General features: G+C 52.4%; 18 protein-coding genes. 13 read left to right on the top strand and 5 right to left on the bottom strand.

All coding sequences use genetic code 11. From position 1 onward, the window contains the following. Nucleotides 1-77 precede the first annotated feature (77 nt). Nucleotides 78-506 (bottom strand): flagellar assembly protein FliX, encoded by a 429-nt coding sequence (locus BM258_RS17050; RefSeq protein ID WP_090074331.1) that lies wholly within the window; start codon nt 504-506, stop codon nt 78-80. 333 nt (nt 507-839) lie between these two features. On the opposite strand from BM258_RS17050, the gene BM258_RS17045 reads away from it, so the two are divergent. The 5 genes from BM258_RS17045 to BM258_RS17025 all read left to right on the top strand — a co-directional run bounded on the left by BM258_RS17045 (nt 840) and on the right by BM258_RS17025 (nt 5289). Next, entirely contained in the window at nt 840-1949 is a 1110-nt protein-coding gene (locus tag BM258_RS17045) for a flagellar basal body P-ring protein FlgI (RefSeq protein WP_090074329.1), read from the top strand. Next, complete coding sequence (locus tag BM258_RS17040; protein ID WP_090074327.1) at nt 1949-2251, top strand: rod-binding protein; 303 nt, start codon at nt 1949-1951, stop codon at nt 2249-2251. Before BM258_RS17045 ends, BM258_RS17040 begins: the two co-directional genes overlap by 1 nt. A gap of 1 nt (nt 2252) precedes the next feature. Then, on the top strand, nt 2253-2759 hold the full coding sequence (locus tag BM258_RS17035; RefSeq protein ID WP_090074326.1) for a hypothetical protein: 507 nt from the start codon (nt 2253-2255) through the stop codon (nt 2757-2759). Between the two features lie 18 nt (nt 2760-2777). Further along, nucleotides 2778-4742: a tetratricopeptide repeat protein gene (locus BM258_RS17030; RefSeq protein ID WP_090074324.1), complete on the top strand. Its 1965-nt coding sequence runs from the start codon at nt 2778-2780 to the stop codon at nt 4740-4742. Between the two features lie 157 nt (nt 4743-4899). Next, the gene (locus BM258_RS17025) at nt 4900-5289 is read left to right on the top strand and encodes a hypothetical protein (RefSeq protein ID WP_090074322.1); all 390 of its coding nucleotides are present in this window, start codon (nt 4900-4902) and stop codon (nt 5287-5289) included. Between the two features lie 100 nt (nt 5290-5389). Here BM258_RS17025 and BM258_RS24625 read toward each other — a convergent pair whose 3' ends face one another. After that, nucleotides 5390-7549, bottom strand: a complete 2160-nt coding sequence (locus tag BM258_RS24625; RefSeq protein WP_210186788.1) for a tetratricopeptide repeat protein — start codon at nt 7547-7549, stop codon at nt 5390-5392. 325 nt (nt 7550-7874) lie between these two features. On the opposite strand from BM258_RS24625, the gene BM258_RS17015 reads away from it, so the two are divergent. The 5 genes from BM258_RS17015 (at nt 7875) to flaF (ending at nt 13577) form a co-directional block, all read left to right on the top strand. Continuing rightward, entirely contained in the window at nt 7875-8960 is a 1086-nt protein-coding gene (locus tag BM258_RS17015) for a polysaccharide pyruvyl transferase family protein (RefSeq protein ID WP_139229303.1), read from the top strand. Between the two features lie 529 nt (nt 8961-9489). Further along, nucleotides 9490-10881, top strand: a complete 1392-nt coding sequence (locus BM258_RS17010) for a flagellin N-terminal helical domain-containing protein (RefSeq protein WP_090074317.1) — start codon at nt 9490-9492, stop codon at nt 10879-10881. A 354-nt stretch (nt 10882-11235) separates the two neighbouring features. Next, nucleotides 11236-12573: a flagellin N-terminal helical domain-containing protein gene (locus BM258_RS17005; RefSeq protein ID WP_175528132.1), complete on the top strand. Its 1338-nt coding sequence runs from the start codon at nt 11236-11238 to the stop codon at nt 12571-12573. A gap of 259 nt (nt 12574-12832) precedes the next feature. Continuing rightward, a complete protein-coding gene (gene flbT / locus BM258_RS17000) occupies nt 12833-13231 on the top strand; it encodes a flagellar biosynthesis repressor FlbT (RefSeq protein WP_090074314.1) in 399 nt (132 codons plus the stop codon). Continuing rightward, complete coding sequence (gene flaF, locus BM258_RS16995) at nt 13209-13577, top strand: flagellar biosynthesis regulator FlaF (protein ID WP_090074312.1); 369 nt, start codon at nt 13209-13211, stop codon at nt 13575-13577. Before flbT ends, flaF begins: the two co-directional genes overlap by 23 nt. Nucleotides 13578-13775: 198 nt before the next feature. Here flaF and BM258_RS16990 read toward each other — a convergent pair whose 3' ends face one another. The 3 genes from BM258_RS16990 to BM258_RS16980 all read right to left on the bottom strand — a co-directional run bounded on the left by BM258_RS16990 (nt 13776) and on the right by BM258_RS16980 (nt 18623). Beyond that, a complete protein-coding gene (locus BM258_RS16990; protein ID WP_090074310.1) occupies nt 13776-15278 on the bottom strand; it encodes a hypothetical protein in 1503 nt (500 codons plus the stop codon). Nucleotides 15279-15314: 36 nt separating this feature from the next. Next, on the bottom strand, nt 15315-17174 hold the full coding sequence (gene flgK / locus BM258_RS16985) for a flagellar hook-associated protein FlgK (protein ID WP_090074309.1): 1860 nt from the start codon (nt 17172-17174) through the stop codon (nt 15315-15317). Nucleotides 17175-17240: 66 nt separating this feature from the next. Next, on the bottom strand, nt 17241-18623 hold the full coding sequence (locus BM258_RS16980) for a flagellar hook protein FlgE (protein WP_090074307.1): 1383 nt from the start codon (nt 18621-18623) through the stop codon (nt 17241-17243). Between the two features lie 541 nt (nt 18624-19164). Between BM258_RS16980 and BM258_RS24510 the strand changes: the two genes are divergently transcribed. The 3 genes from BM258_RS24510 (at nt 19165) to BM258_RS16965 (ending at nt 22677) form a co-directional block, all read left to right on the top strand. Then, on the top strand, nt 19165-19734 hold the full coding sequence (locus tag BM258_RS24510) for a SixA phosphatase family protein (protein ID WP_175528131.1): 570 nt from the start codon (nt 19165-19167) through the stop codon (nt 19732-19734). 265 nt (nt 19735-19999) lie between these two features. Further along, a complete protein-coding gene (locus BM258_RS16970; RefSeq protein ID WP_090074304.1) occupies nt 20000-21556 on the top strand; it encodes a YcjX family GTP-binding protein in 1557 nt (518 codons plus the stop codon). Next, the gene (locus BM258_RS16965) at nt 21553-22677 is read left to right on the top strand and encodes a YcjF family protein (RefSeq protein WP_090074303.1); all 1125 of its coding nucleotides are present in this window, start codon (nt 21553-21555) and stop codon (nt 22675-22677) included. Before BM258_RS16970 ends, BM258_RS16965 begins: the two co-directional genes overlap by 4 nt. Nucleotides 22678-22727: the final 50 nt, after the last annotated feature.

Raw genomic sequence — 22727 nt, 5'->3', positions numbered from 1 at the left:
TCATTATAAAAAAAGTATAAAGAGATTAATTTTAGGGCGTAACCCCATGGAACTGATCTTAAATTAGCAACGGATACTCAGTTTGCGGAAACAGCTTCAAGTTTTGCGACTTCAACTTGAGCTCTTAAAGCTATTTCTTCAATAAGAGCATCGATTCGCTCATCTCCAGTCTGTTCATGATCGCTAGACAGCCGTTCCAGTTGCTGCAAGACGGCGAGCGATAGGGTTCCACAAAGAATCCCCATACGCAGCTCCTCAAGCAAATCCAGCATCTTGTTGCCCTTGCGCACAGCCTTGCGACGCTTACCCTGAAGGGCATCATCGACAGATTGCAGAGCCAGCAACGAAGACATGTCCTGCACAGCACTGCTCTGGGCGGTTTGCTGGGAGCGGGTTGCGCTTTGCGTCTCTTCAGGCACAGAAAAACTGCCAGAGGATGACTTGGATGCTCCGGCCTTGCCAGTCTTTCCGATATGCTTTGTTCCAGATCCACCTTGAACGCGCATTTCAAATCCTTCGTTTATCTGTGGCTCACGCCAACTCTACCAAATCAATCCCGCACAAAAAACCGCAAGACGCCGAAACCGGCGCCTTAGGAAAAGATTAACCCAATTAGTTAACGCAACGTTAACCAACTCGGCAATTTCTGCAGTGGACTTAATTTCAACATTATCGGAAACATTCTAAAATACCTTTAAAAAGCGTACCTTTCTGCGCTTTCTTGGCAGAAACCAGCCACTCCCGCCTGTTGGCACATGCTTTGCAAAGTGAATAGCGAACACTCTTGCAAAATGAAAAGCCCATAGCACCAACAGCCTGATTGAAAAGGTTTACCAACAATGTCACTGCGTTCTTTCATCCTGACGGTATTTGCACTTCTCTGCATGGCCGTTCTTCCGGCGCATAGCGCATCCCGGATCAAGGATATTGTTGACTTCGAAGGCATCAGAGACAACCAGTTGATTGGCTATGGCCTTGTCGTGGGGCTGAATGGCACCGGCGACTCGCTCAACAGCGCCCCTTTTACCAAGCAGAGCTTGCAGTCAATGTTGGAACGGATGGGCGTCAACATCTCTGGCACAAACCTCAACACCAAGAATGTCGCCGCCGTCATCGTAACGGCAACGTTGCCTCCTTTTGCAGTGCAGGGCTCGCGCATTGACGCTACAATCAGTGCCCTTGGTGACGCGGGTAGCCTGCAGGGCGGCACCTTGATGGTAACCCCACTGATGGGTGCAGACGGTGAAACCTACGCAATTGCGCAAGGCCCGATTGCCATTGGCGGTTTCACCGCCGAAGGCGATGCGGCAACCGTGACGCAAGGAGTGCCGACATCTGGTCGCATCGCAAACGGCGCCGTGGTTGAACGCGAGCTTTCCTTCCAGTTGGCAAGCATGACGACCCTGCGCCTTTCCCTGCGCAACCCGGATCTCACGACTGCTCGCCGCATTGCACAGACAATCAACGACCTGATCGGCCAGCCGGTTGCCGAGCCGCTGAACCCGACGGGCATCCGCCTTACCCTGCCGAAACACTTCAACGGCAACATGGTTGACCTGATCACGGACATCGAACAGCTGAATGTGGAGCCGGATCTGCCCGCAAAGATCGTTATCGATGAAACCACCGGCATTATCGTGATGGGACAGGAAGTGCGCGTCAGCACCGTCGCCATCGCTCAAGGCAACCTGACGGTCACCGTCAGCGAAACGCCACAGATCAGCCAGCCCAACGCATTTGCGAACGGACAGACTGCCGCCGCTCCGCGCTCGAATGTTGACGTCAACACGGACACCGAGAAAAAGCTGGCCCTGCTGCAAGGCAGTGTGCCCCTTCGCGATCTGGTGTCCGGTCTCAATGCTCTGGGGGTTGGCCCGCGTGACATGATTTCCATTCTTCAGGCCATCAAGGCCGCAGGCGCCCTTCAGGCAGAAATCGAGGTGATGTAATGACCGCAGTCACTTCAACCCCCTTTTCAATTGCCCAGAACAAGGGCCTTCAAACCAACCTGAGCCGGGAAGAACAGGCCCGTCAGGCCGCTCAGGAATTTGAAAGTGTGTTCCTCTCACAAATGCTCTCGGGCATGTTCGAGGGCGTGGGAGGAGACGAATTCGGCGACTCTTATGCGCAGAACACCTATCGCAGTCTGCTGACAGAAACCTATGCAGATGAAATCACAAAAGCTGGCGGCATCGGCATTGCGGACTCCGTAATGCGAGAGCTGATCAGCATGCAGGAAATGGAACAATAAAATGTCCGAGCACCAGAATGCCCCCCAGAATCCTGTAACCCAGGCCGCAGCGCTCGCCAAAGCCCCAATTGGCAGCCCCGAAGACGTACAGCGCTTGCTTGGGGCCATCGAACAGATCATGGATGCGCTCGACAATGTCTTGATTGAGGAAACCGCTCTTCTGCGAAACGGCGAAATCAAAGAAGCTCTGGATCTTGTTGAAGCCAAGAACCAGCTTTCCATTCAGTATATGCTGTTGCAGAAGTCCATTGCCGCCAACGCTTCGCTCGTCAAGCAATTGGCCCCGCAGGATGCAGAACTATTGGCACGCCGCCATGAAATGTTCCAGTCCACCCTGCAAACCAACCTGGCCGTAATTGCGACAGCCAAGGAAGTCTCTTCCGAGCTGGTAGGCGACATCAACGAGGTGATCCAGAAGGGCGCCAAGGCCCAGACGTATGGCAACGCAGGTCAGGCCCCCGTGCAAGTAAGCCAGAAGCAGGGCATCTCCATCGACACACGCTCATAAGCTAGGTCTTTTTGGTTCATGAATAGAGCGAATAAAAAGCGCGCCGAAAAAGAGTTGAAAGCGGCACAAAAGCTTTTTAACGCTGCCAGCTATAGTCAGGCAGCAGAAATCTGCCATAACCAAATTCAAACCTATCCGGATTTCCTGCCAGCAAGAGAATTGTTGGCAGAAATCTTTTTTACGCTCGGCAAACCCCATGAAGCATCGGCAACAATGGTCGATCTGGCCGTAAAGAATCCCGAAGACATTGAGCTGCAGTCCAAGACCGGACGGACACTTCAGCGTGCCAAGCTGTTCAACGACGCCGTTGAATTTTTCCAGAATGCGGTCACCAAAGCTCCTACCAATTCTCAAAAATGGGCGGACTTGATCGCCTGCATGTACGCTGCGACCGCACAGGAATCCCGCCAAACCGGAAATGCGTCTCCGGCAGCCTTTACCCCTCTCGTAACATTGGGAAAAAACGCCCTTCAGTCCTTTCCTGAAGACCTGCAGCTCTGTGCTCTGGTTGGAGACATTTTTTCTGCGGCAGGTCTGGAAAATGCAGCAATCCTATGTTTCAAGCGCGCCATGCAAGCGACACCGGTCATCCCCGAAGCACATATCCGCTGGCTTGAGGACCGACTGCGCAATCAGGCTTATGAGGACATTGTTGCCTACTCTGAAAAGCACGCAAATGCATCACTGGAGATTCCCGCTGCCAGACGAATGATAGGCGCAAGCCTTGATCATCTCGCACTCTTTGATCGAGAGGAAACTTTTCTAAGCAGGGCCTTAGCCAGATTCCCAGAGGACGCTCACCTCAGAGCAGGACGTGGTAGAGCGCGCATGTTTCTTGGAAAATTCGAAGAAGCCCTTGAGGATCTCAACAAGAGCATCAGGGCGTTACCCGAGCAGGCCGGGCTGAAATACGAGAGAAATCTCGTACAGAAAAACCTTGGCAACATTGCTCAGGCCGCAAAAGACGAATATGCCCGTTTCGAAATACAGACGCAAAACCCGGTCCTTGATCTTGATGTTCCTCATTGGAAAGGAGAATCCATCGAAGGAAAACGGCTTTTGGTATGGTCTGATCAGGGGATCGGAGATGTTTTCAAGCATGTCCAACTGATGAAAGAAATCCCCTCAGAAGTGCAAACAACCCTCTTGTCCAGAAAGAAGACCCTCGACTTGCTCAGGGTCATTTTGCCCGAAATCGATATCCAGCAACTGCCTAGGCAGGTTGAAACCTTTCAGCTGGAAGACAGTAGAGACAACGCAGCGGGCAAAGCTGCTGCACCGATAGGCCTCTTCCCCGGCAAGCAACAGAAGCGGCTGATGAACAAATATGAGAAAGTTGACGGGAACTATGACTATCAAATCCCCCTCACCTGTCTTTATACCTTGTTCAGACCCAATCTGCGGTCATTTATCGACAAGACAATGGCAATTCGGTTACCGCATGAGATTATGAAGCCCTTCCTTGAGCACGAGCTCATGCGGCACAATGGCAATACAAAAGTCGGTCTGGCATGGTCTAGCATCAAGAAGAACAAATTGACCGACCGAAACTATCTCTCGCTAGAAGATTTACTACCGATCTTGCGCTTACCTGGCTTCGATTTTTTCAACTTGCAATATTCCGCCTCAGAAGAAGAAATCAAAGCCTTCCGCGAAGAGTTCGATGTGCCGATTTATCATATTCCCGGCTTGGACATAAATGACGACCTACTGAACACGGCAGCATTTACAGCCTGCCTTGATCTGTTTGCAGGTCCGGCAAACAGCAGTGCAGATATGGCCGGCGCCATGGGCGTAAAAAGCTACCGGATGGATCTCGTTCATCTGCCGGAGAATCTCGGGCAACAATTCATACCCTGGTATGAAGACCAGTTTTGTCGTTCCATTCCGTGGGGCAAAACGGTGCATGACTATCTTGATGACATGTCTGATTGGCTGCTTCAGAATCGCGACCATAGAAGCATCGTTAGACAGACTAACTGAAGAAAATCAAAACCGCTTTCCTATAAAGCCAACAATATCTTTATGAATTTCCAGCATTTTTATTAAAATATTTGCCAAAATGAAGAAGAAATGACAAGGACCGCTTTTTAAGATATAGTTATTTCATACGACTGCGCATTGAGTATGAGGTACGTAAATGGATCTCTCTGTTCAGAAGATGCAGCCGCCAGCCACTACGCTGGGTAAAACTGCGGCGAAGAAGACCAGTAATAACTTGAGCGATGACTCGGTCGAGGATGTTCCTCGTGATCAGGCCATCGATTTCAAACACGGTAACACCGGATATGAAGCCGTTGATCCTGACAAGGAAAAGTCACGGCCCAAGGATAAGCCCAAAAGACAAGGGCGCCGCAAAAATCGTCAGATGCTATCCGGCGACGACCTTCTGGAACTGACAAACACCTTGGAAACCGAACAGGAAGAGGACACGTCAGCGGAAGAGTTTTTGCAGGTGCGTGCCTATCAGGCCAAAACTCAGCCAAAAAACGAAGAGGACGACCTGCCTCATTTCGAAATAAATATCTAGAGATACGCCTGCCCGCCAAGTGCAAATATACGCGCCTGTTCGACAGGGTGCGTGGCTATGCGCCCTGCGCGGACGCTTCTGAGATACAGAGCAGCAGACCTCAACGCTCTGCTTCGATCACCCGAATATCGCGCCTTTTCTCTCCATTCGAGTAGATGGCATAGGCTTGGGCAATCCCCTCTTCAAAATTGCGCGTATAGCGCTCTGTATCAAACAGGGGCGAAGTCATTCTATCCTCTTGCAATTGCTTTCGCAGAGCCCTCAGACGGTCGGGCTCAATAGACAATGTCTTGATCAGTTGCTCATAGTCAGCTTGAGAAGATGTAACCAATTCCTCTAGTCCAACCGCATGAAGCAAACTCGCAGCAACCCTTGCAGGGAACTGGTCTCCCACCATGGTTACAACAGGCACACCGGCCCAAAGCGCGTCACTGGCGGTCGTGTGAGCGTTGCAGATAAATGTATCAACAAACAGGTCTGCGAGCCGGAATCGTGCCAGATGCTCATTTTGCGGAACCCAATCTGCAAATACGATACGCTCAAGATCGATATTGCGCTTCTTCGCCTCAGCTCTGAGATTGGTCTTTGCAAAGTCATTCGTGCTCAACAGCCATAGAACGCTGCCTTCGACATCACCAAGCAAGCGCATCCAGATATCAAACTCGGAAGACGAGATCTTGTAGCTGTTGTTGAAACAGCAAAAGACAAATCCACTTTCAGGCAGCCCCGCTTCGCTGCGCGACATGGTGTCTGGCGCAATCACCCGGCGATTGTCGTTGGGCTGATAGCAGTTGGGCAAATAAATGACCTTCTCACTAAAGAATGCTCTTTGCCGCTCTGAAATGACAACCTCATCTGCAATAACATAGTCCATGAAGTCAGCAGCAACGGTTCCGGGATAGCCAAGATAACTAATCTGAATAGGCGCTAGCCCATATTGGAATAGATCGATCCTGGAATCTTTCGTGTATCCCTTGAGGTCGAAAGCTATGTCAATTTGATGGGAATGCACCAGCTCCAGCACGACATGGTCGGCTTGCGCGCTGATATCGAAAAAATGATCACAATGTTCGATAATAAAGTCATGCCATTCACCTCCGGAATGAACGCCATAACTGTAAACGAAAATCTCAAACCGGGATCTGTCATGGCAGCGCAGAAGACCGGACATCAGATGCATTGTTGCATGATCGTGAAAGTCCGATCCAAAATAGCCGATCCGAATACGGCCCCCGGCGTCCCACTGTGGCCGCAGATCCGTTTGCTGTTTGAAGGTACTACGCGCATAGTTTTTCGCACGCAGATACTGGTTCTCCGCACTGCCATCGGTAGAAATCAGCATGAATGGCTGAATGGGATCAGAAGCAACACCGAGATCGGCGACATCCGGCAGCAATCGCTTCAAACGATCCCAATCGCAAATATTGGCGCAAGTCCAAATCAACTCGGCTCGGGTATCTGCACGGTCAGGCTTGAGTTGCAAAGACCGTTCAAAAGCCTCGATTGCCTTATCGAACATCATTTGCGTGCGGTAGGTGGACCCAAGATTATTCAGAGCAAGCGTAGAGAGCGGATCATTCTGTAGCGCTTGTTCGAACGCGACCACGGCCTCTTGCGTTCGCCCCTGAAGGCGCAGCACATTGCCCAGATTATTAAAAGCGTTCGATAAATCGGGCTGAAACTCGATTGCTTTACGGTAGAATAGCTCTGCTTCTTCAAGCCGCCCCAGGCTTCTGAAGACAACACCCAGATTCACATAGGCCTCGGCATTGCGACTATCCAGGCTGAGGGCCTTTTGATAGCAATGAACACCCTCTTCAATCTTGCCCTGCTCTCTTAGGGCAACTCCCAGCTTATTATGCAGCTCTGCGCTGGATGGATCGAGCTCGATCGCCATCCTATAGGCACCTTCTGCCTCATCCAGCAAACCGAGCTTGCGGCTTGCATCCCCCAACAGGCTCCAGGCAACCAAAGATGTCGGAACATTCTTGACAAGAGCGCTGGTAAAATCGCGCGTCTTGCGCGCATCTGCTTCAGTCTCAAGAGAAAGAACCTGATCCGCAGGCATATTCGAAAGAGTAGCGCCTCCCTTAACTTGAGAATGCGCTTGGGAAAGCTTTTCAAGCTCACGTTTGGCACTGATGTTGGAAGGATAGCTATCAATAATAGATTGATATAAGGCTCTGGCCTTATCAATTTCACCTTTGCGGGCAAATGACTTCGCGCGCGAGAGGGTTTGCCGTACGGAAAGTTTCGTCATGAAGCCAAAGCGCAGTCCAAATGCCAAAAAAGTTGCGAAGTTAAAAAAGAATGAAGCACACAAGCACCGCCTGTCAAGCATCTGAGCGGTCGGTTGCCGAGTGACACGAATGACCACTTGAAACACCCCAATAGCTCTCGGACACAGGCATGCCTGAGCGATCTTCCCAACCCGTTCTCTGCTACCAACGAAATGATATTGCGGGCTGTATCCCATAGTAATTCAGGTTATAACTGATTCTGGAGCTTAGAAGCTTGGAAGTTAGAAGATTCGAAACAGCATAAAACGGCTGCATCTAGAATAGTCACACACAGCGGAGGCGATCTTGCTCCGAAAGAACTGCTTAATACTCAATTTCACCGCCAACTCATATCACTGGGGCTGCTTTGGCACGTCAATCGAGATTTATGATACTCTTGTAGAGCGCGGTTACTACGTCAATTATCTGCCTGTCGAGCAAACACACACACCTCTTCCCGAGTTGCCGCAACAAATACCGGACTTTGACAGCAGCGAGGTCGCCAAACGGTTCACCGCAGCCAATATGCCGATTGTGCGGGCCATCACACAGGCAGATCTCGTACTCTGCAATGGCGAAGGAACATTGCATGAGCATGCTCTGGGGCCATGGCAGCTGCTCTATCTGATGTATTTCGCAAAAAAATATGCCAACAAGACAGTCGCACTCATCAATCATTCGGCCTATCCGAGCGGCAGCCTTGAGCCATCAGAAAAAGTTGATCAGTTTTACGGTGAAATCCTCAAGCATCTGGATCTGGTAGCTAGCCGTGAAGTCCATTCCACCCAAGTCCTGAAACGCCTGGGTATCAATGCAGTGCAAAGCTTTGACTGCCTGCCCCTTTTTATCGCGCGCAATGGGTATGACCGTACCGTCAGCCCAGATGGCCCGATCATATTGTCCGGTGGTGTCTCTCTTAACAATGCGCTCGCAGGAGAATTGGCTGCAGCGCTTCACCCTCTCGTCGATGGCGATAGGAAAGCCGTTTATCTGGCCGGAGCCAAGAGCAGTCCTGCGCCTGAGGACCTCAAGCATTTTGAGCAAATGAAAAGCGAGATTCCTAAGCTTGAACTGCTGAACGCGCAAGACATTGACACGTGGATAGATGTGATCGGCTCCGCAAGCCTGCTGGTTTCGGCGAGATTTCACCACACGATTGCGGCCGCAAGCCTGCAAACCCCGCTCGTATGCCTGCCTTCAAACACCCCCAAAATAGAGGGCATCTGCTCAATGCTCGGGCTTGAGCCCCCCATATCTCCTACGGAAGCGGATTGGCAGAGCAAAGTTCAAGCCGCTAGCGAGCGGGCCTTGAGAGACACTGCACCTGTTGTGAGAGAGGAAATCTTGCAAAGCATTCTCAAGCTGGGGAAAGCAAATTTTCTCAATCTCTAGCCTCATATGAAGCGAGTTTCGATGGCCCTTATAAAGAAGGCTCAAAAGAGAAGGAATGACGCGGCATGTTTTTTGCGCCCTTCCACCCCGTTTTCCCCCTCGGCTATCATGCTCAGGGCCGCGTAAATCCCCTCATTTCAACGCCGCTTTTCTTCCAAAGATTACCAGCCGATTATAACTTTTAAAAATTTTCTCTGCGCAATTGAAACACTCACGTGCCAAATGCATCGGTTTTCCTCACCCGGCCTTCAACGAGACTTCCCAAATTTCCTAATTTGATACATTCAGAAAAACACTAGTTGATTGTTCACAAAGCGCTTCCCGACCCGCAATTCTATCTATCCATATTTTAGTAACCATAGAACAGAAACGCTTACTCTCTATTAACCTTGCTTTCCGTTAACCAACTATTTTTACAAATGATTCTGGTTTTGGCGCGCATTGTTCGGATGACCGCGAAAGGTCGTTGTCCACGAAGGACGAAGCCCACGAAGGGCTGACGAGTACTAACCAGAAAGGTTATGGATAAATGTCCGATATCACTCTCTCCGCCGGCGTACGCGCAAACCTGCTCTCCCTGCAGAACACTGCAGACATGATGCAGACCACTCAGGGACGCCTGTCAACGGGTAAAAAAGTCAACTCCGCGCTTGACAACCCAACCAACTTCTTCACTTCGGCAAACCTGAACAGCCGTGCAAACGAGCTGAACAACCTGATGGACTCCATCGGTAACGCTACCAAGGTTCTCGAAGCTGCTGATAACGGTATCTCTGCGATTACCGATCTGGTTGAAAGTGCGCAGTCCACGGTGAACCAGGCTCTTGCAGCCAATGCTTCCAACTCTGGCACCAACATTCAGGGCACAGCAGGTATCAACACCTCTGGTGCATCTGAATCAACTGCCAAGGAACGCGCTGAAGGCATCGCCCTCAACAGTGCAAATATCGGCTTTGCTGCAGGCACCAACTTTACCGTCGAATCCAAGTCCGAATCTGGTGTAACCAAGACCTTCGACCTGATTGAGCATTTCTCCAACACTGGTGAAAGCCTTACTGACGGCGACCTCGACACTGCTGGTTCCCAAGCTTACACCGTCAAAGATCTTGTCGACGACATCAACGCTTCTGGCGTTGCAACCGCCAAGATCACGGAAGACGGTCGTCTGGATATCAGCGCCAACGGCAACTCCGAACTGACCCTGACCGTCTCCCACGATGACGGTGCCGCCGCTTCTGCTGGTGCTCAGGATACGTCGGTTTGGGCAGGCCTCGGCTTCGGCACCTTCGCAGACATCGACCCGGGTAGCGATGGCGCCACCGATCCAGGTGACACCGACGCAACCTTCACTGGAGCCGCCTCTGGTACCGACGACGTTCTGACCATCAAGAACTATGCTGGTACACAGGATGCTTCCAATACTGAGCTGGTTGAACAGTTCAATGATATCATGGATCAGATCGATGAACTCGCTCGTGACTCCAGCTTCAATGGTATCAACCTGATCAACGGAACAGGCAGCGATCTGACGGTTGCCTTCAACGAAAAACGTGATGAGACCAAGTCCGAGCTGACCATCGAGTCCGCAGACCTGAGCTCTTCCGGCCTCGGCTTGGCTGATGCAACTTCGTTGAACACCGAAGACTCAAACAATCAGCTCGATGCTTTGTCCGAAGCTCTTTCTACGCTGCGTACACAGGCTTCCAGCTTTGGTTCTCAGTTGAACACGGTGACGATCCGCGAGGAATTCACCAAGGACATGATCAATACCCTGCAGACTGGTGCAGATGATCTGGTTCTTGCTGACACCAACGAGGAAGGTGCAAACATGCTCGCACTGCAGACCCGTCAGTCTCTGTCGACCACGGCTCTGTCCCTGGCATCACAGGCCGACCAGGCAGTTCTCAGCTTCCTGCGCTAATTTCAAAGCACCATACGAACGCGAAACGGGGCCCAAAGGCCCCGTTTTTTTTAACCTTTCGCCCTCCCCCCTTTAGACAAAATTAAATTTCCAATCATTTCCAAGTTTCTGATCCGACACAGAAATCGACTCTTTTTGTACAACCGGAAACGAAACGCTTTGTTTAGGTTAATACGAAAGATCTGGTTAACCTTAAATTAGGGTTTACGCGCGAACATCTATTTAAGCCTCAGAAGGAGGCTGAATAAACAATATCTGTGTGTGAGTACCCAGAAAGGTAACCCAATGTCTTCGGATATCACTCTCTCAGCCGGCGTGCGTTCAAACCTTTTGTCCCTGCAAAAAACCGCGGACATGATGTCAACAACGCAAAATCGCCTGGCAACGGGTAAAAAAGTCAACTCGGCGTTGGATAACCCAACCAACTTCTTTACCTCTGAAAGCCTCGGCGCGCGCGCCAACGACCTTAGCAATCTGCTAGACGGCATTTCAAACTCGATCAAAACGATCGAAGCTGCTGACAATGGTATCTCCGCGATTACCGATCTGGTGGAAAGTGCACAGGCAACCGTTCGTCAGGCTCAGTCAAACAACAATTCCAACACCGGCACCAACATTCAGGGCAACCGAAGCATCAATACCTCGGGCGCATCTGAATCAACAGCCAAGGAACGTGCTGAAGGCATCGCCCTCAACAGCGCAAACATCGGCTTCGCCGCAGGCACCAACTTCACCGTTGAATCCAAGTCTGAATCGGGCGTAACCAAAACCTTCGATCTTGTTGAACATTTCTCCAATACAGGGGAAAGCCTCACAGATGGTGATCTGGACACCACGGGTTCTCAGGCTTACACCATTAAAGACCTGGTCGATGACATCAACGCCTCTGGTGTTGCAACTGCCAAGATCACGGAAGACGGTCGTCTGGATATCAGTGCCAACGGCAACGCAGAACTAACCCTGTCAATCTCCCATGATGATGGCGCAGCAGCCTCTGCTGGTGCTCAGGACACCTCCGTTTGGGCAGGCCTTGGCTTTGGCCAATTTGCCGACATCGACCCGGATGGTGCAGGTCCCTTAACCGCAACGGATCCCGGTGGTACCGATGCAACCTTCACCGGCGCGGCTTCCGGTACCAACGACGTTCTGACCATCAAGAACTTTGCTGGTACACAGGATGCTTCCAACACCGAGCTGGTTGATCAGTATAACGGCATTATGGATCAGATTGATGAGCTTGCGCGCGACTCCAGCTACAACGGCATCAACCTGATCGACGGTTCAAGCAATGACCTGACTGTGTCGTTCAACGAAAAACGCGATGAGACCAAGTCCGAGCTGACCATCCAGTCCGCAGACTTGACCGCTTCCGGTTTGGCTCTGACCGATGCAACGACACTGGACACCGACGAGTCCAACCTCAAGCTTGACGCCCTGTCTGACGCTTTGATTACCCTGCGCAAACAGGCATCAACCTTCGGTTCCAACCTTTCCACCGTGCAGATCCGCAAGGATTACACCAAGGAAATGATCAACACCCTGCAAACCGGTGCAGACAACCTGGTTCTGGCAGATTCGAACGAGGAAGGCGCTAACATGTTGGCTCTGCAGACCCGTCAGACGCTGTCTACAACAGCTTTGTCTCTGGCATCGCAGGCCGATCAGGCAGTTACCAGCTTCCTACGAGCTTAATTAGGCTAAAAAGACACGTAAGAAAGGCGGAGCAATACTCCGCCTTTCTTTGTTTTATGGGAAACGTCTTTTTCTTCTATTTGATCTTTGCAAGACAATCAGAATAAATTACAGAAGCAGCCAGTGGTTGGGTTGTACGTCTCGAGAATTCTCAAAACAATTTCTCTGAGCGGTTTATTAATACAACGCAGCTATTATTGATCCTGTCAAAAATACCAAATAGACGCAGACATTCACTTGTGTGAATAGAGGAATAAAGATGTCTCTTAAAATAGAACTGCGCCCAGGCGAGCGTATTATTATCGGAAACAGTGTCATTACAAACGGTGACCACCGTGCGCGCTTCTTTGTCGATGGACAGGCGCCAATATTACGCGAAAAAGACATCCTCACGTCCGAAACGGCAAATAGTCCTGCAAAAAGAATATATCTATGCATACAACTTATGTATCTGGCGCAAGATCTAGCCGAGCATAAGGACATGTACTTCACTTTGGTAAATGATTTTTTACACGCTGCCCCCAGCGCGTTAACGATAATTGACAGCGTAAATAACAAAATATTAACCGGTTCCTTTTATCCTGCATTAAAAGAAGCAAAAGCTCTCATAAGGTTCGAAGAGGAGTTACTTCGGAATGTACAACCATTCAGCGGCTAGAGCTTATCAGGACGCCAGTTCTCATGCAGGGTCCCCCAGGGAGCGTGAAGCAGCTTTGTTAATCAAGGCTGCTGCCAAGTTGCAGAAAACAAAATCTGCAGACACCACCCCTGCGCAACTGGATGAAGCTCTGACATTCAACCGCAAGATCTGGACCCTTTTTGTAGGCGAACTCATGAGCGAAGATCATGAAATGCCTAAGGAATTGCGCCAGAATCTGGTGAATCTCGGCATCTTCACATTCAACCATACGCTGCGGATCATGACGGACCCCAAATCGGCGACCGTTGATAGTCTGATCAACATCAACCGCAATATCGCTGAAGGTCTGCGCGCTGACGGTTAGAACCGAGAGCGGATGTCGCACTATGGCATAGGGTTTCCAAAAACGCTCAAGCGTCGTACCTTTCCGGTCCGACGCTTTTTCGCTTTATGGCTTTTGAAAATTTCAACGCCCTGATCGCAAAATGCAAAAAAGCAGCCTCAAAGGCTGCTTTTCTCGTTTCAGGGTTAACAGGCAGGGCCGACTTTGACCCAAAAAGGCCTAGATGAACTTGGTCAGAGACAGGTTATACATCATCGAAGCAGCCTGATAGGACGCTTCAATCGTCGTGCGGATGGTCATGATCTTGGCTGCCACCTCTTCATCATTGATGCCTTCTTTGTCCGTCAAAGCCGTCTGCAACATACTAAGGCTCGTATGGTGACGCAGATTCGCATCCTCCATGACCTTGCTGGCTACGCCGATCTCCGTCAGCGTCGTCTTGACAACATCTCCCTGATTGACACTGGAAAGACCGGACGAAATCGCATCGGCAAAGGTGGTATAACGTTCTTCATCGGCATCGCTATTCTGATCATAGGTCGGCAACGAAAAGGCGGTCATATAAGCCAGCTGACGCGCAATGCTGTCTTCATTGGCTCGCGCGCCATAGGACACATCCAGCTTGTTGTCGATCTGCACCTTGGCAGTATCTCGTGAAGAAACCAGCGCATCATTATCACCGACATACCAGTTCAAGGTCGGCTTGCCCGCCGCCGTAGCCGTATCCAGTGTTGTCGCCGTTTCTGGCACCCCCACAACGCGCTTTGGCTCTCCCCCCCCTGACGTCAGGAAAAAATCCATCGAGCCCTGAATACGGGAGGCTGCTTCACCAGCGGAGGCGACATTCTGACCAAGTTGATAGGTAAGCACGTCCTGAATTGCAGTAGCAATCGTACCCGGAGCACCACTGACCGAAAATTTCCCCTCAGAAGGGCTTGTGGCCCCCTGATGCCCGGTCATCTGAATGATCTCAGAAGACCCATCGGGCATATCAAAAGTAAAGCTGAGCACCTGCCCCGCGACCGGCTCGCCCGTCACGGTAACATCGATGCTCGCAGGGCTCCCCGCAGGACCGGCCACAGTCACATTGCTAAGAGTACTCGTTACGGCACTCAGCTTATAACCAAAATCGGTCACCTCTTCACTGAGTGTCATGGTCGGACCAACCGTGGACAAGTCGAGGCGCCCCAATCCATCAGCCCCTGCATCAGCCCGAATGCGCTCGTCAGTGACCGTTAGCAGGCCATCTTCGCCTCCATAGCCATACACGATGCGATCATAGTTGATCGCAGGCTCAACGTCGGTTGTCGTACCCGAAAAGACGAAGTCCCCATCCACTTCGGTGTTTAGAATACCGATCATTTCCCTGGACAGGGTGGCAGCGGTAACCTGCGCAACAGATTGATTGTTGGACGAGATATCATATTGAGTGCCCGTTGCTGACCCACTGATTTCCGCCCCTATTTCGACAACGCGCTCAAGCCCGAGATTCATCATCGAGATCTGCACCTGCGCTTGCTCGATACTGCTCTGGTAGCCTTTAACGGAGGTGATCTGCGATCGGTAATCTAGCGCCATGCCGGCATCACGGCCCAAACCGCCATAGGTCTGCGCTTTCTTACCAGTGCTCAGCTGAATGGTAAGATCCTGCATCAGGCTGGAATTGTTTCTCAGCACATTCATCATCACAGAGGATGAAAATCCATTAAGAGTACCGATCATGTTTCAGGTTCCATTTCCAGTCGCCGCACTTGCCGGCTAAATCCGCATAAGGGCATCCATCATGTCTTTAACGGCAGTCATGACGCGCGCATTGGCCGAATAGGCTGTCTGCAACTCCAACAGGCGCGCCAGTTCTTCATCCACATCAACACTGGAGGACTGCTCAAGGCGCGACATCACATTGTTCATGACGATCTCCTGCCCTTCATGCCGCGTTTGGGCAGTAGCGGCCTGCTGGGACTGGAAGGAGATAACTTGGCGGGCAAATTCATCCACCGTCATGGACACTGGCGCCCCACCCTGCTGATAGGTGAAAGCCAGTTCATTTTCTGTCAGCGCGTTATTAAGCGCCGCTGGACGCGTCTGATCGCCAATCCCTGTACTTGCGCTATGCTGCACCAGCAGGGTCGGATCATTAAAGAGCGCTTCGTTTACCGTTATACGCGCAGCAAAGCCGGTCTGCTGCACCATACCGTCTACGCTGCCGGTATAAAGTCCCGGCCCCTCGCCTCCATCAACGAACAGCGGCAAGGCTCCTGCTGTCTGCTGAAGGCCGGTAGCCGTCGCCTCGGCATCGAACGACTGGATGGAAACCGTGTTGGCGGCACCATCATCCAGGATCTGCAGTGTGTTGCCCGCAGGATTGCTCACACTGAAGGCACCACCGAGCGCCGTTTGCACCTGAGTGACAACACTTGCCATGCCACCAGAGAAATCGATCCCCACCACGGTGTCATCATTACGCGCTGTCACCTCATCATCCAGAGGCAGGGAAGACGCTGAATCGACACGCACGAAAGTGACCGTGTTGGTCTGCCCCGTCCCCACATCCTGATAGGTGAAGCTGAACTCGTTGCCAGATTGCAGGTCGGTCAAATCAAGATCGAAGCCTGCCTGCGCGCCTGCGGTAACCGCCGTACCTTCCACATCGAACTTACCGAAAGCGTCGGCCAGACCGTCAGCCAGACTATCGAGCTGGTTCTGGGCTTCCACCAGAATATCGTCGCGCAGCTCCAGCAGCGCCCCGATCTTGCTGCCACCAAATCCACCAGACAGGGTGACGTCATGCAAATCACTATTGTTCGATTTCAGATACACCGTGCCCAGCTGATTGTCTGTCGCGGCGGAATCCCACTCGGTATAAGGGCCTACCGTGCCATAAGCGGAAAACTCGAACTGCGATGCTGACACATCATAGAGTGTCATGCCGCTGGTCGTGGAAATCTGGATCGAGTTATTCTCGCGCTGCGTCACGCGCACCGGCATCAGTTCGGCCAGTTGCGACACATAGGCGTCGCGCTGGTCCATCAGGCCAACAGCCGACTCGCCCGAGGATAGGGTCAGCTCCTGGATCTGCAGATCCAGTTTCTCGATATGCTTCAGGATCTCGTTTGTATCCTGAACCGCCGTTTCAATCGCAAATTCGGCATCCTGACGCAAAGCCTGCAAGGTCTCTGACGCATCATTCATGGCGCGCGTCATCACAGACGCATTGTTGAGCACCTCAAGCCGGGTCGTTGCATCATCTGGGCTGGTCTCCAACGCCTGTAGCGATGTAGCAAAGGCGTTGACCAGCGAATCCAGAGAGTTGCCATCCCCCGGCTGGCCAAACATGGCATCAACCTGCGTGAGATAGTCATTGATGGTCTTTGAATAGCTCGTCGCACCGGTTTCAGACCAGAACTGCCTTTGCGCCACCAGATCAAGGGTCCGCTGCGCATCAGTCTGAATGACACTGGTTACCTGCCCGTTCAGAACCATGTCCTGACGGCTGGAAATCTTTCTGGTGTAACCAGGCGTGTTGGCATTTGTAATATTGGACGAAACAATCTCGAGGTCTCGGCTGGTAGCCTTCAACCCGGATGATGCGACCGATAATGCTTGTGACAACGCCATATACTATCCTCCGCCCCTCTTCCCCGCCACCCATTGACGAGGAAGCAAAGGGGCTGAACCAAATGCCTACCGAATGACCTGCATGACTTCTGTCAGCATATCCCGCGCCGTAGACAAAACACGCGTGTTGGCCGAATAGGCCTGCTGCGAGATAATCATCTTGGAGAATTCATCCGCGATATCAACGTTGGATGATTCAAGAGAAGATCCGCGAATGGATCCTGTTGCACCAAGAATGGCCAAACCGGAATCATCCGTCGCCCGGAACGCACCGCCACCAGCACGCGCCAGATAGTTGTCGCCATCAAAGGACGCCAGAATGACCGAGGCCATATTGCTCGACTTGCCGTTAGAATAGTTGGCCACAACATAGCCCGCATCATCGATGGAAATGCTGGTCTGTTCACCGGCGGCTGCCCCATCCTGTGACAGATTCATGTTGGCAATACCAGTGGTCGTTGCATAAGCGGTGATACCATCCCCATTGCCGCCGTGATCAAGAATGATATTGCCAAGCGCAACACCATCAATGGTCATAGCAGGAACCGTCACATTGGCCAGAGGCGACGTCATCTTGCCTGTGGTATCAAAGGTGTAGTCCTGCCCTACGTTTGTCCATTTGGTCGCGGCACCGGTTGCACTCGAGTCAGACTTGTAGAACAGGTTCCAGGTATCTTCGGTTGGTGGAACAGCAGAGGGGTTACCTTCTGCAATCTTGGCCCAACGCAGCTGAACGCTGGCATTCTCACCATTGGCAACATAGGCCGTAATCGCGCCGCCAGAAATGGACTGACTAAGGAACTGAACCTCATCCTGAGCCTGAACAACGCCGGCACCGGCAGTAGTCGGGTCAACCGCATAGCCGGCACCACCAGTCAACAGATAACCAGTCGGATCCGTCGTCGTCGGAATGGAAGGCAGGTTGCCGTTATAAGTCAGCTTGGTTGTTGCCTCTGCGGCCATAAACCCTTCTTCAAAGGTAGTCGGCTGGGGCACGGAGCTCACCGGGTTACCAGTCGCATCATCCAACTCGATAACAGCCAGATAATAGCCAGCTTCATTGACAAAATAGCCGTCTTCATCCTGAGTAAAGTCACCGCGGCGCGTATAGAGCGGCGTCCCGTCAAAAATGGGCTGACCATCGGTCTCGCCAATTTTCTCGTAGACAACAAAATAGCCATCGCCACTGATCGACATATGCGTCGCAGTCTGCGAAGAATCAACAGAACCAGCCACCGTGTTGGTCTGGCGCGAGCTGGCAAGCACTGACCCGGACGTCTGATTGCGACTGTTTGCGTTATAGTCGCTAACCAGATCGACAAACGCCGTATCAACGCGCTTGAAGCCATTGGTCGATGTGTTGGCGATGTTGCCAGAAATATTCTGCATAGCAGAGGACTGCGCTGCCAAACCGGCGACCGAAGTTGTAAGCGCTGAATAAAGACTCATGGGACATCCCTTTGACCAGATACAAATCAGATTACCATTGAGCTAGCAAAAAGCGGGCCATTTTTCACAAATAGAAATATTTTTATAAATACAGACACTTAACTTTTTTAACCCTTTGTTAAGTAGGCAATTTCTTTCCCACAGCGGACACATATCGGCAAAAATTGCGACGGTAGGCAAACACCTCCACATGGGCGCTCGGTCCATGCAATACCGGTCTAAGCACCGATTGGCAGTGCGTTTGGCGGATATGATTGATGCCGCCCGCCAGCGTGCCTTTCCCCGGCATTTTCGGAATAAAAAGCCAAAAGCTCCCCCCTGTCATGAAATTGTAGCCTTGCTGAGCAAGAAAGCTCCAAGACATCCGGCTTCGCCCGCACGCACCAGACACACAGGCCGCACAGTTGGCCATACGGTTGACAGCACGGTAGCGAAAGGCCACAACGCCCGGACTTTAAAGCTGCCTGCGCCGACTTCGGGCAAATGGCACGCCCCGTCAGGCAAGAACCAGAAAACAACGACAACAGGAGACAGAAACCCGATGCTTAGGCTTTTTCTGCTGCGACACGCAAAATCATCCTGGTCGGACCCATCTCTGCACGACTTTGATCGCCCGCTGAACAAACGCGGCCAGAGAGACGCCCCAAAGATCGGACGTGTCATGAAAGCACGCCACTATAATCCGGACCGTATCCTATGCTCTTCGGCACAGCGCACCAAGGAAACCATGGCAGGGATCATCCCTAGCCTCACCGGCGACGTCAGCCTGAGGCTGCTGGATGCTCTGTACGAAGGCAACAATCCCGATTATCTCTCCCTCCTCAAGGAGAATGCCAGAAACAGCAAGAATCTGATGATCGTGGGTCACAATACCGGCCTTCAGGACATTGCTGTCGAGCTGGCCGGATCGGGAGATCCTGAGCTAATCATGCAGATGCGCGTGAAATATCCCACCGCCGCCCTTGCTATTCTGGAATTCAATTGCGGCGACTGGAATGACATTTCCCAAAAGTCCGGCCATCTGCTGGACTTCATCAAGCCAAAAGACATCGCCCATAACGAAGAAGAGCTGATTGTCGAAAATCCTGCCCCGACCTTCTTTCGCCGCTAGGAAAGCAACAGGCAGCCTAACCTAAACAGCAGCGACTCACAGTTCATCTTAGATGCAGGGAGAGGCCCTATAATGCCACTCCTTGCCTTGACCTAAATCCCCCGCATTGATTGCAATCTCCCCTCTCCTCGCCTACATGCTAAAGAAACAAGCCTGAATGAGCCCCTTCGGCTCAGCGTCAGGCAGGCTGCAGCCTCAGAGAAGGAATCCGGCACCAATCGCATTCCCCATCCGGCGCGCCTTATCCATTTAAGAGGCGGAAGATATGAAAGTCCTTGAAGAGCTTCGCATCGCAACGGCCAATCTGGCCGACTTCGCGAGCGATATGACAGAGCCATCGGTTCGCCTCGGGGTGACAGGCCTCGCCCGAGCTGGCAAGACCATCTTCATATCCTCCAGCCTGCACAATATCATCCATCGCGGACGCCTGCCCCGCTTCGAGGCCCACGCCACAGGGCGCATTGGTACCGCCGAAATCACGCCCCAACCAGACAGCCTGACTCCGCGTTTTCGCTATGAAGATCATGTCGCGGATTTGACCGACAAACGCATCTGGCCCTCCTCCACCAGCCGCACCAGTCAGGTGCGCCTGTCCCTGCGCTACCAGTCTCGCGACACCCTCAAACGCACCTTGCGATCTGATCGCCTCGCCCTTGACATCGTCGATTATCCGGGCGAGTGGCTACTCGATCTGACCCTGATGGATCACAGCTTCCAAAGCTGGTCAAAGCGCTCCTTCCAGCAGGCTCGACAACCGCTCTACAAGCCCTATTCCGAAGCTTGGATGGCCTATGCCAACAGCATCCAGAGCAAGATTGACGCGAACGAACAAGGCGACGAACCGGTACTGGAAACCATCGCCCGCGAAACAGCCAACAACTTTACCGCGTATCTTCTGAAAGCCAAAAAGGCGCGGGGGGCCTATGCTCTTCTCACGCCGGGGCGCTTTCTCATGCCCGGCGATTTGCAGGATAGTCCGGCCCTCACATTCGCCCCCTTGCCCGAAGCGCTCTATAGCAAGGATCGCAAGAGCCTGTGGGCAATCATGGAGCGCCGCTTCGAGGCCTACAAAACCTCCATCGTCCAGCCCTTCTATCGTGATCACTTCGCCCGCCTCGACCGGCAGATCGTTCTGATCGACCTGCTTGCAGCCCTTAACGAAGGCCCCGACACGCTGGCCGAGCTGGAAGATACCATCACAGAAATTCTGCGTGCCTTCCGTCCCGGCTCGCATTTCTGGCTGCGCAATCTCGTCTCCCGTCGCATCGACAAAATCCTCTTTGCAGCAACCAAGGCAGACCACTTGCACCACACCTCGCATGACCGGCTGGAAGGCATCCTCAGTCGCCTTGTTGAACGTGCAGCCAAGCGGGTAGAAGCCTCCGGTGCAGACTATGAGACCATGGCCATTGCGGCAGTCAGGGCAACACGGGAAGCCACCCTCACCGTTGAGGGAGACGAATTGCCCTCTCTTATCGGCATTCCGATGCAAGGTGAATCTCTGGGTGAGGATGAATTTGATGGAGAAACAGAATTCGCGTTATTTCCCGGAGACTTACCCAAAGATCCTGAATCAGTTTTCAAACGAGTTGAATCAGTTTCTCACCCCACTTACAACCCAAAAGCGGATTCAACACTTGAAGACAAAACCGGCCAAGTTGAATCACTTTCTCAACAGCCAGAGCATTTTGAAGACCCGCTCTGTTTTGTCCGCTTCAGGCCGCCAGAGCTCGACAAGGATGCCGAGGGTGTCGCTCGCTCGCTTCCCCATATTCGCCTTGACAGGGCCCTCGACTATTTGCTGGGAGATATTCTGAAATGACCAAGAACAACAACGCAGGAAACGATCAACCCAGCCCACGCAAGCGTGCACCCCGAGCCGTCAAGCTAGACCGAGGAGCCTATGGCGAAGACATTGCGCGCCCCTCGCCAGACACCGCCGCCACCCTGTCGATGACATCGGACTTCACACCAGACAGTGAGGACTATTTCGATAAGGTGAATGAGACAAGCGAGACCCGATACAAGCCCGTACGCAAACGTGGATGGTCTCTCTCCGCCTTCTTCTGGAGTGCCTTTTCAGGCATTGTGATGCTGGCCATCGGGCTTTGGCTCGACCGCCTGATCCGCGACCTTTTCGCCCGCTGGGATTATCTTGGCTGGGCAGGGCTGGCGCTTGTTGCCATCGCGATTTTGTCTCTTCTCTTCTTCGTTGCGCGGGAGCTTCTGGCCCTGCGTCGCCTCTCTCATCTGGACCATCTACGCGCCAAGGTTGAAGATATTTATCAAGAAGGCGACCGCAAGGACGCACAACAGATCGCCAACAATCTGCTCGATCTGTACAAGGAACAGCCGTCTTTATTCCGCGCCCGCCAGACCCTCAAACAGGACCTGCCACACCTCTTCGATCGGGAAGATATTCTCGCCCAGACAGAGCAAATTCTTATGCCTCCGATTGACCGTCTGGTGACCCATCGTGTCCATCAGGCGGCCAAGCGCGTGGCCGTGGTCACGGCCCTTAGCCCCCGCGCCCTGTTCGATATCGTGGTAGTGCTGGTCGAGACCATCCGCATGGTCCGCTTCATTGCCGAGAGCTATGGCAACCGCCCCGGCTTCGTCGCCATGCTGCGCCTGACTGGACACATCGCTAGTCACCTCGCAGTAACGGGTGGCATGGCTGCAGGCGAAAGCCTGCTCCAGCAGATTGTCGGCCATGGCCTTGCCGCCCGCCTCTCTGCCAAGCTCGGCGAGGGTCTGCTCAACGGCATCTTGACCGCGCGCATTGGCCTGACCACCATCGCCCTTTGTCGCCCCATGCCCTTCATCACCGAACCGCAGCCGCAGTTGGGGGCTGTCATAAAAACCCTCAGGGCCACATCCGAAGAGATGGAGAAGGAAGAAGAAGAGGAGCTGAGCGGCAAAAACAAAGGCACCAAACGCTAGGCTTATTGCCAGCCGAACCAAGGCGAGCAAACGCGACAAGCCATGCGCAA

This window comes from Cohaesibacter marisflavi (assembly GCF_900115225.1).
GTDB lineage: Bacteria > Pseudomonadota > Alphaproteobacteria > Rhizobiales > Cohaesibacteraceae > Cohaesibacter > Cohaesibacter marisflavi.
This window is presented reverse-complemented; position numbering and strand designations above follow the sequence as displayed.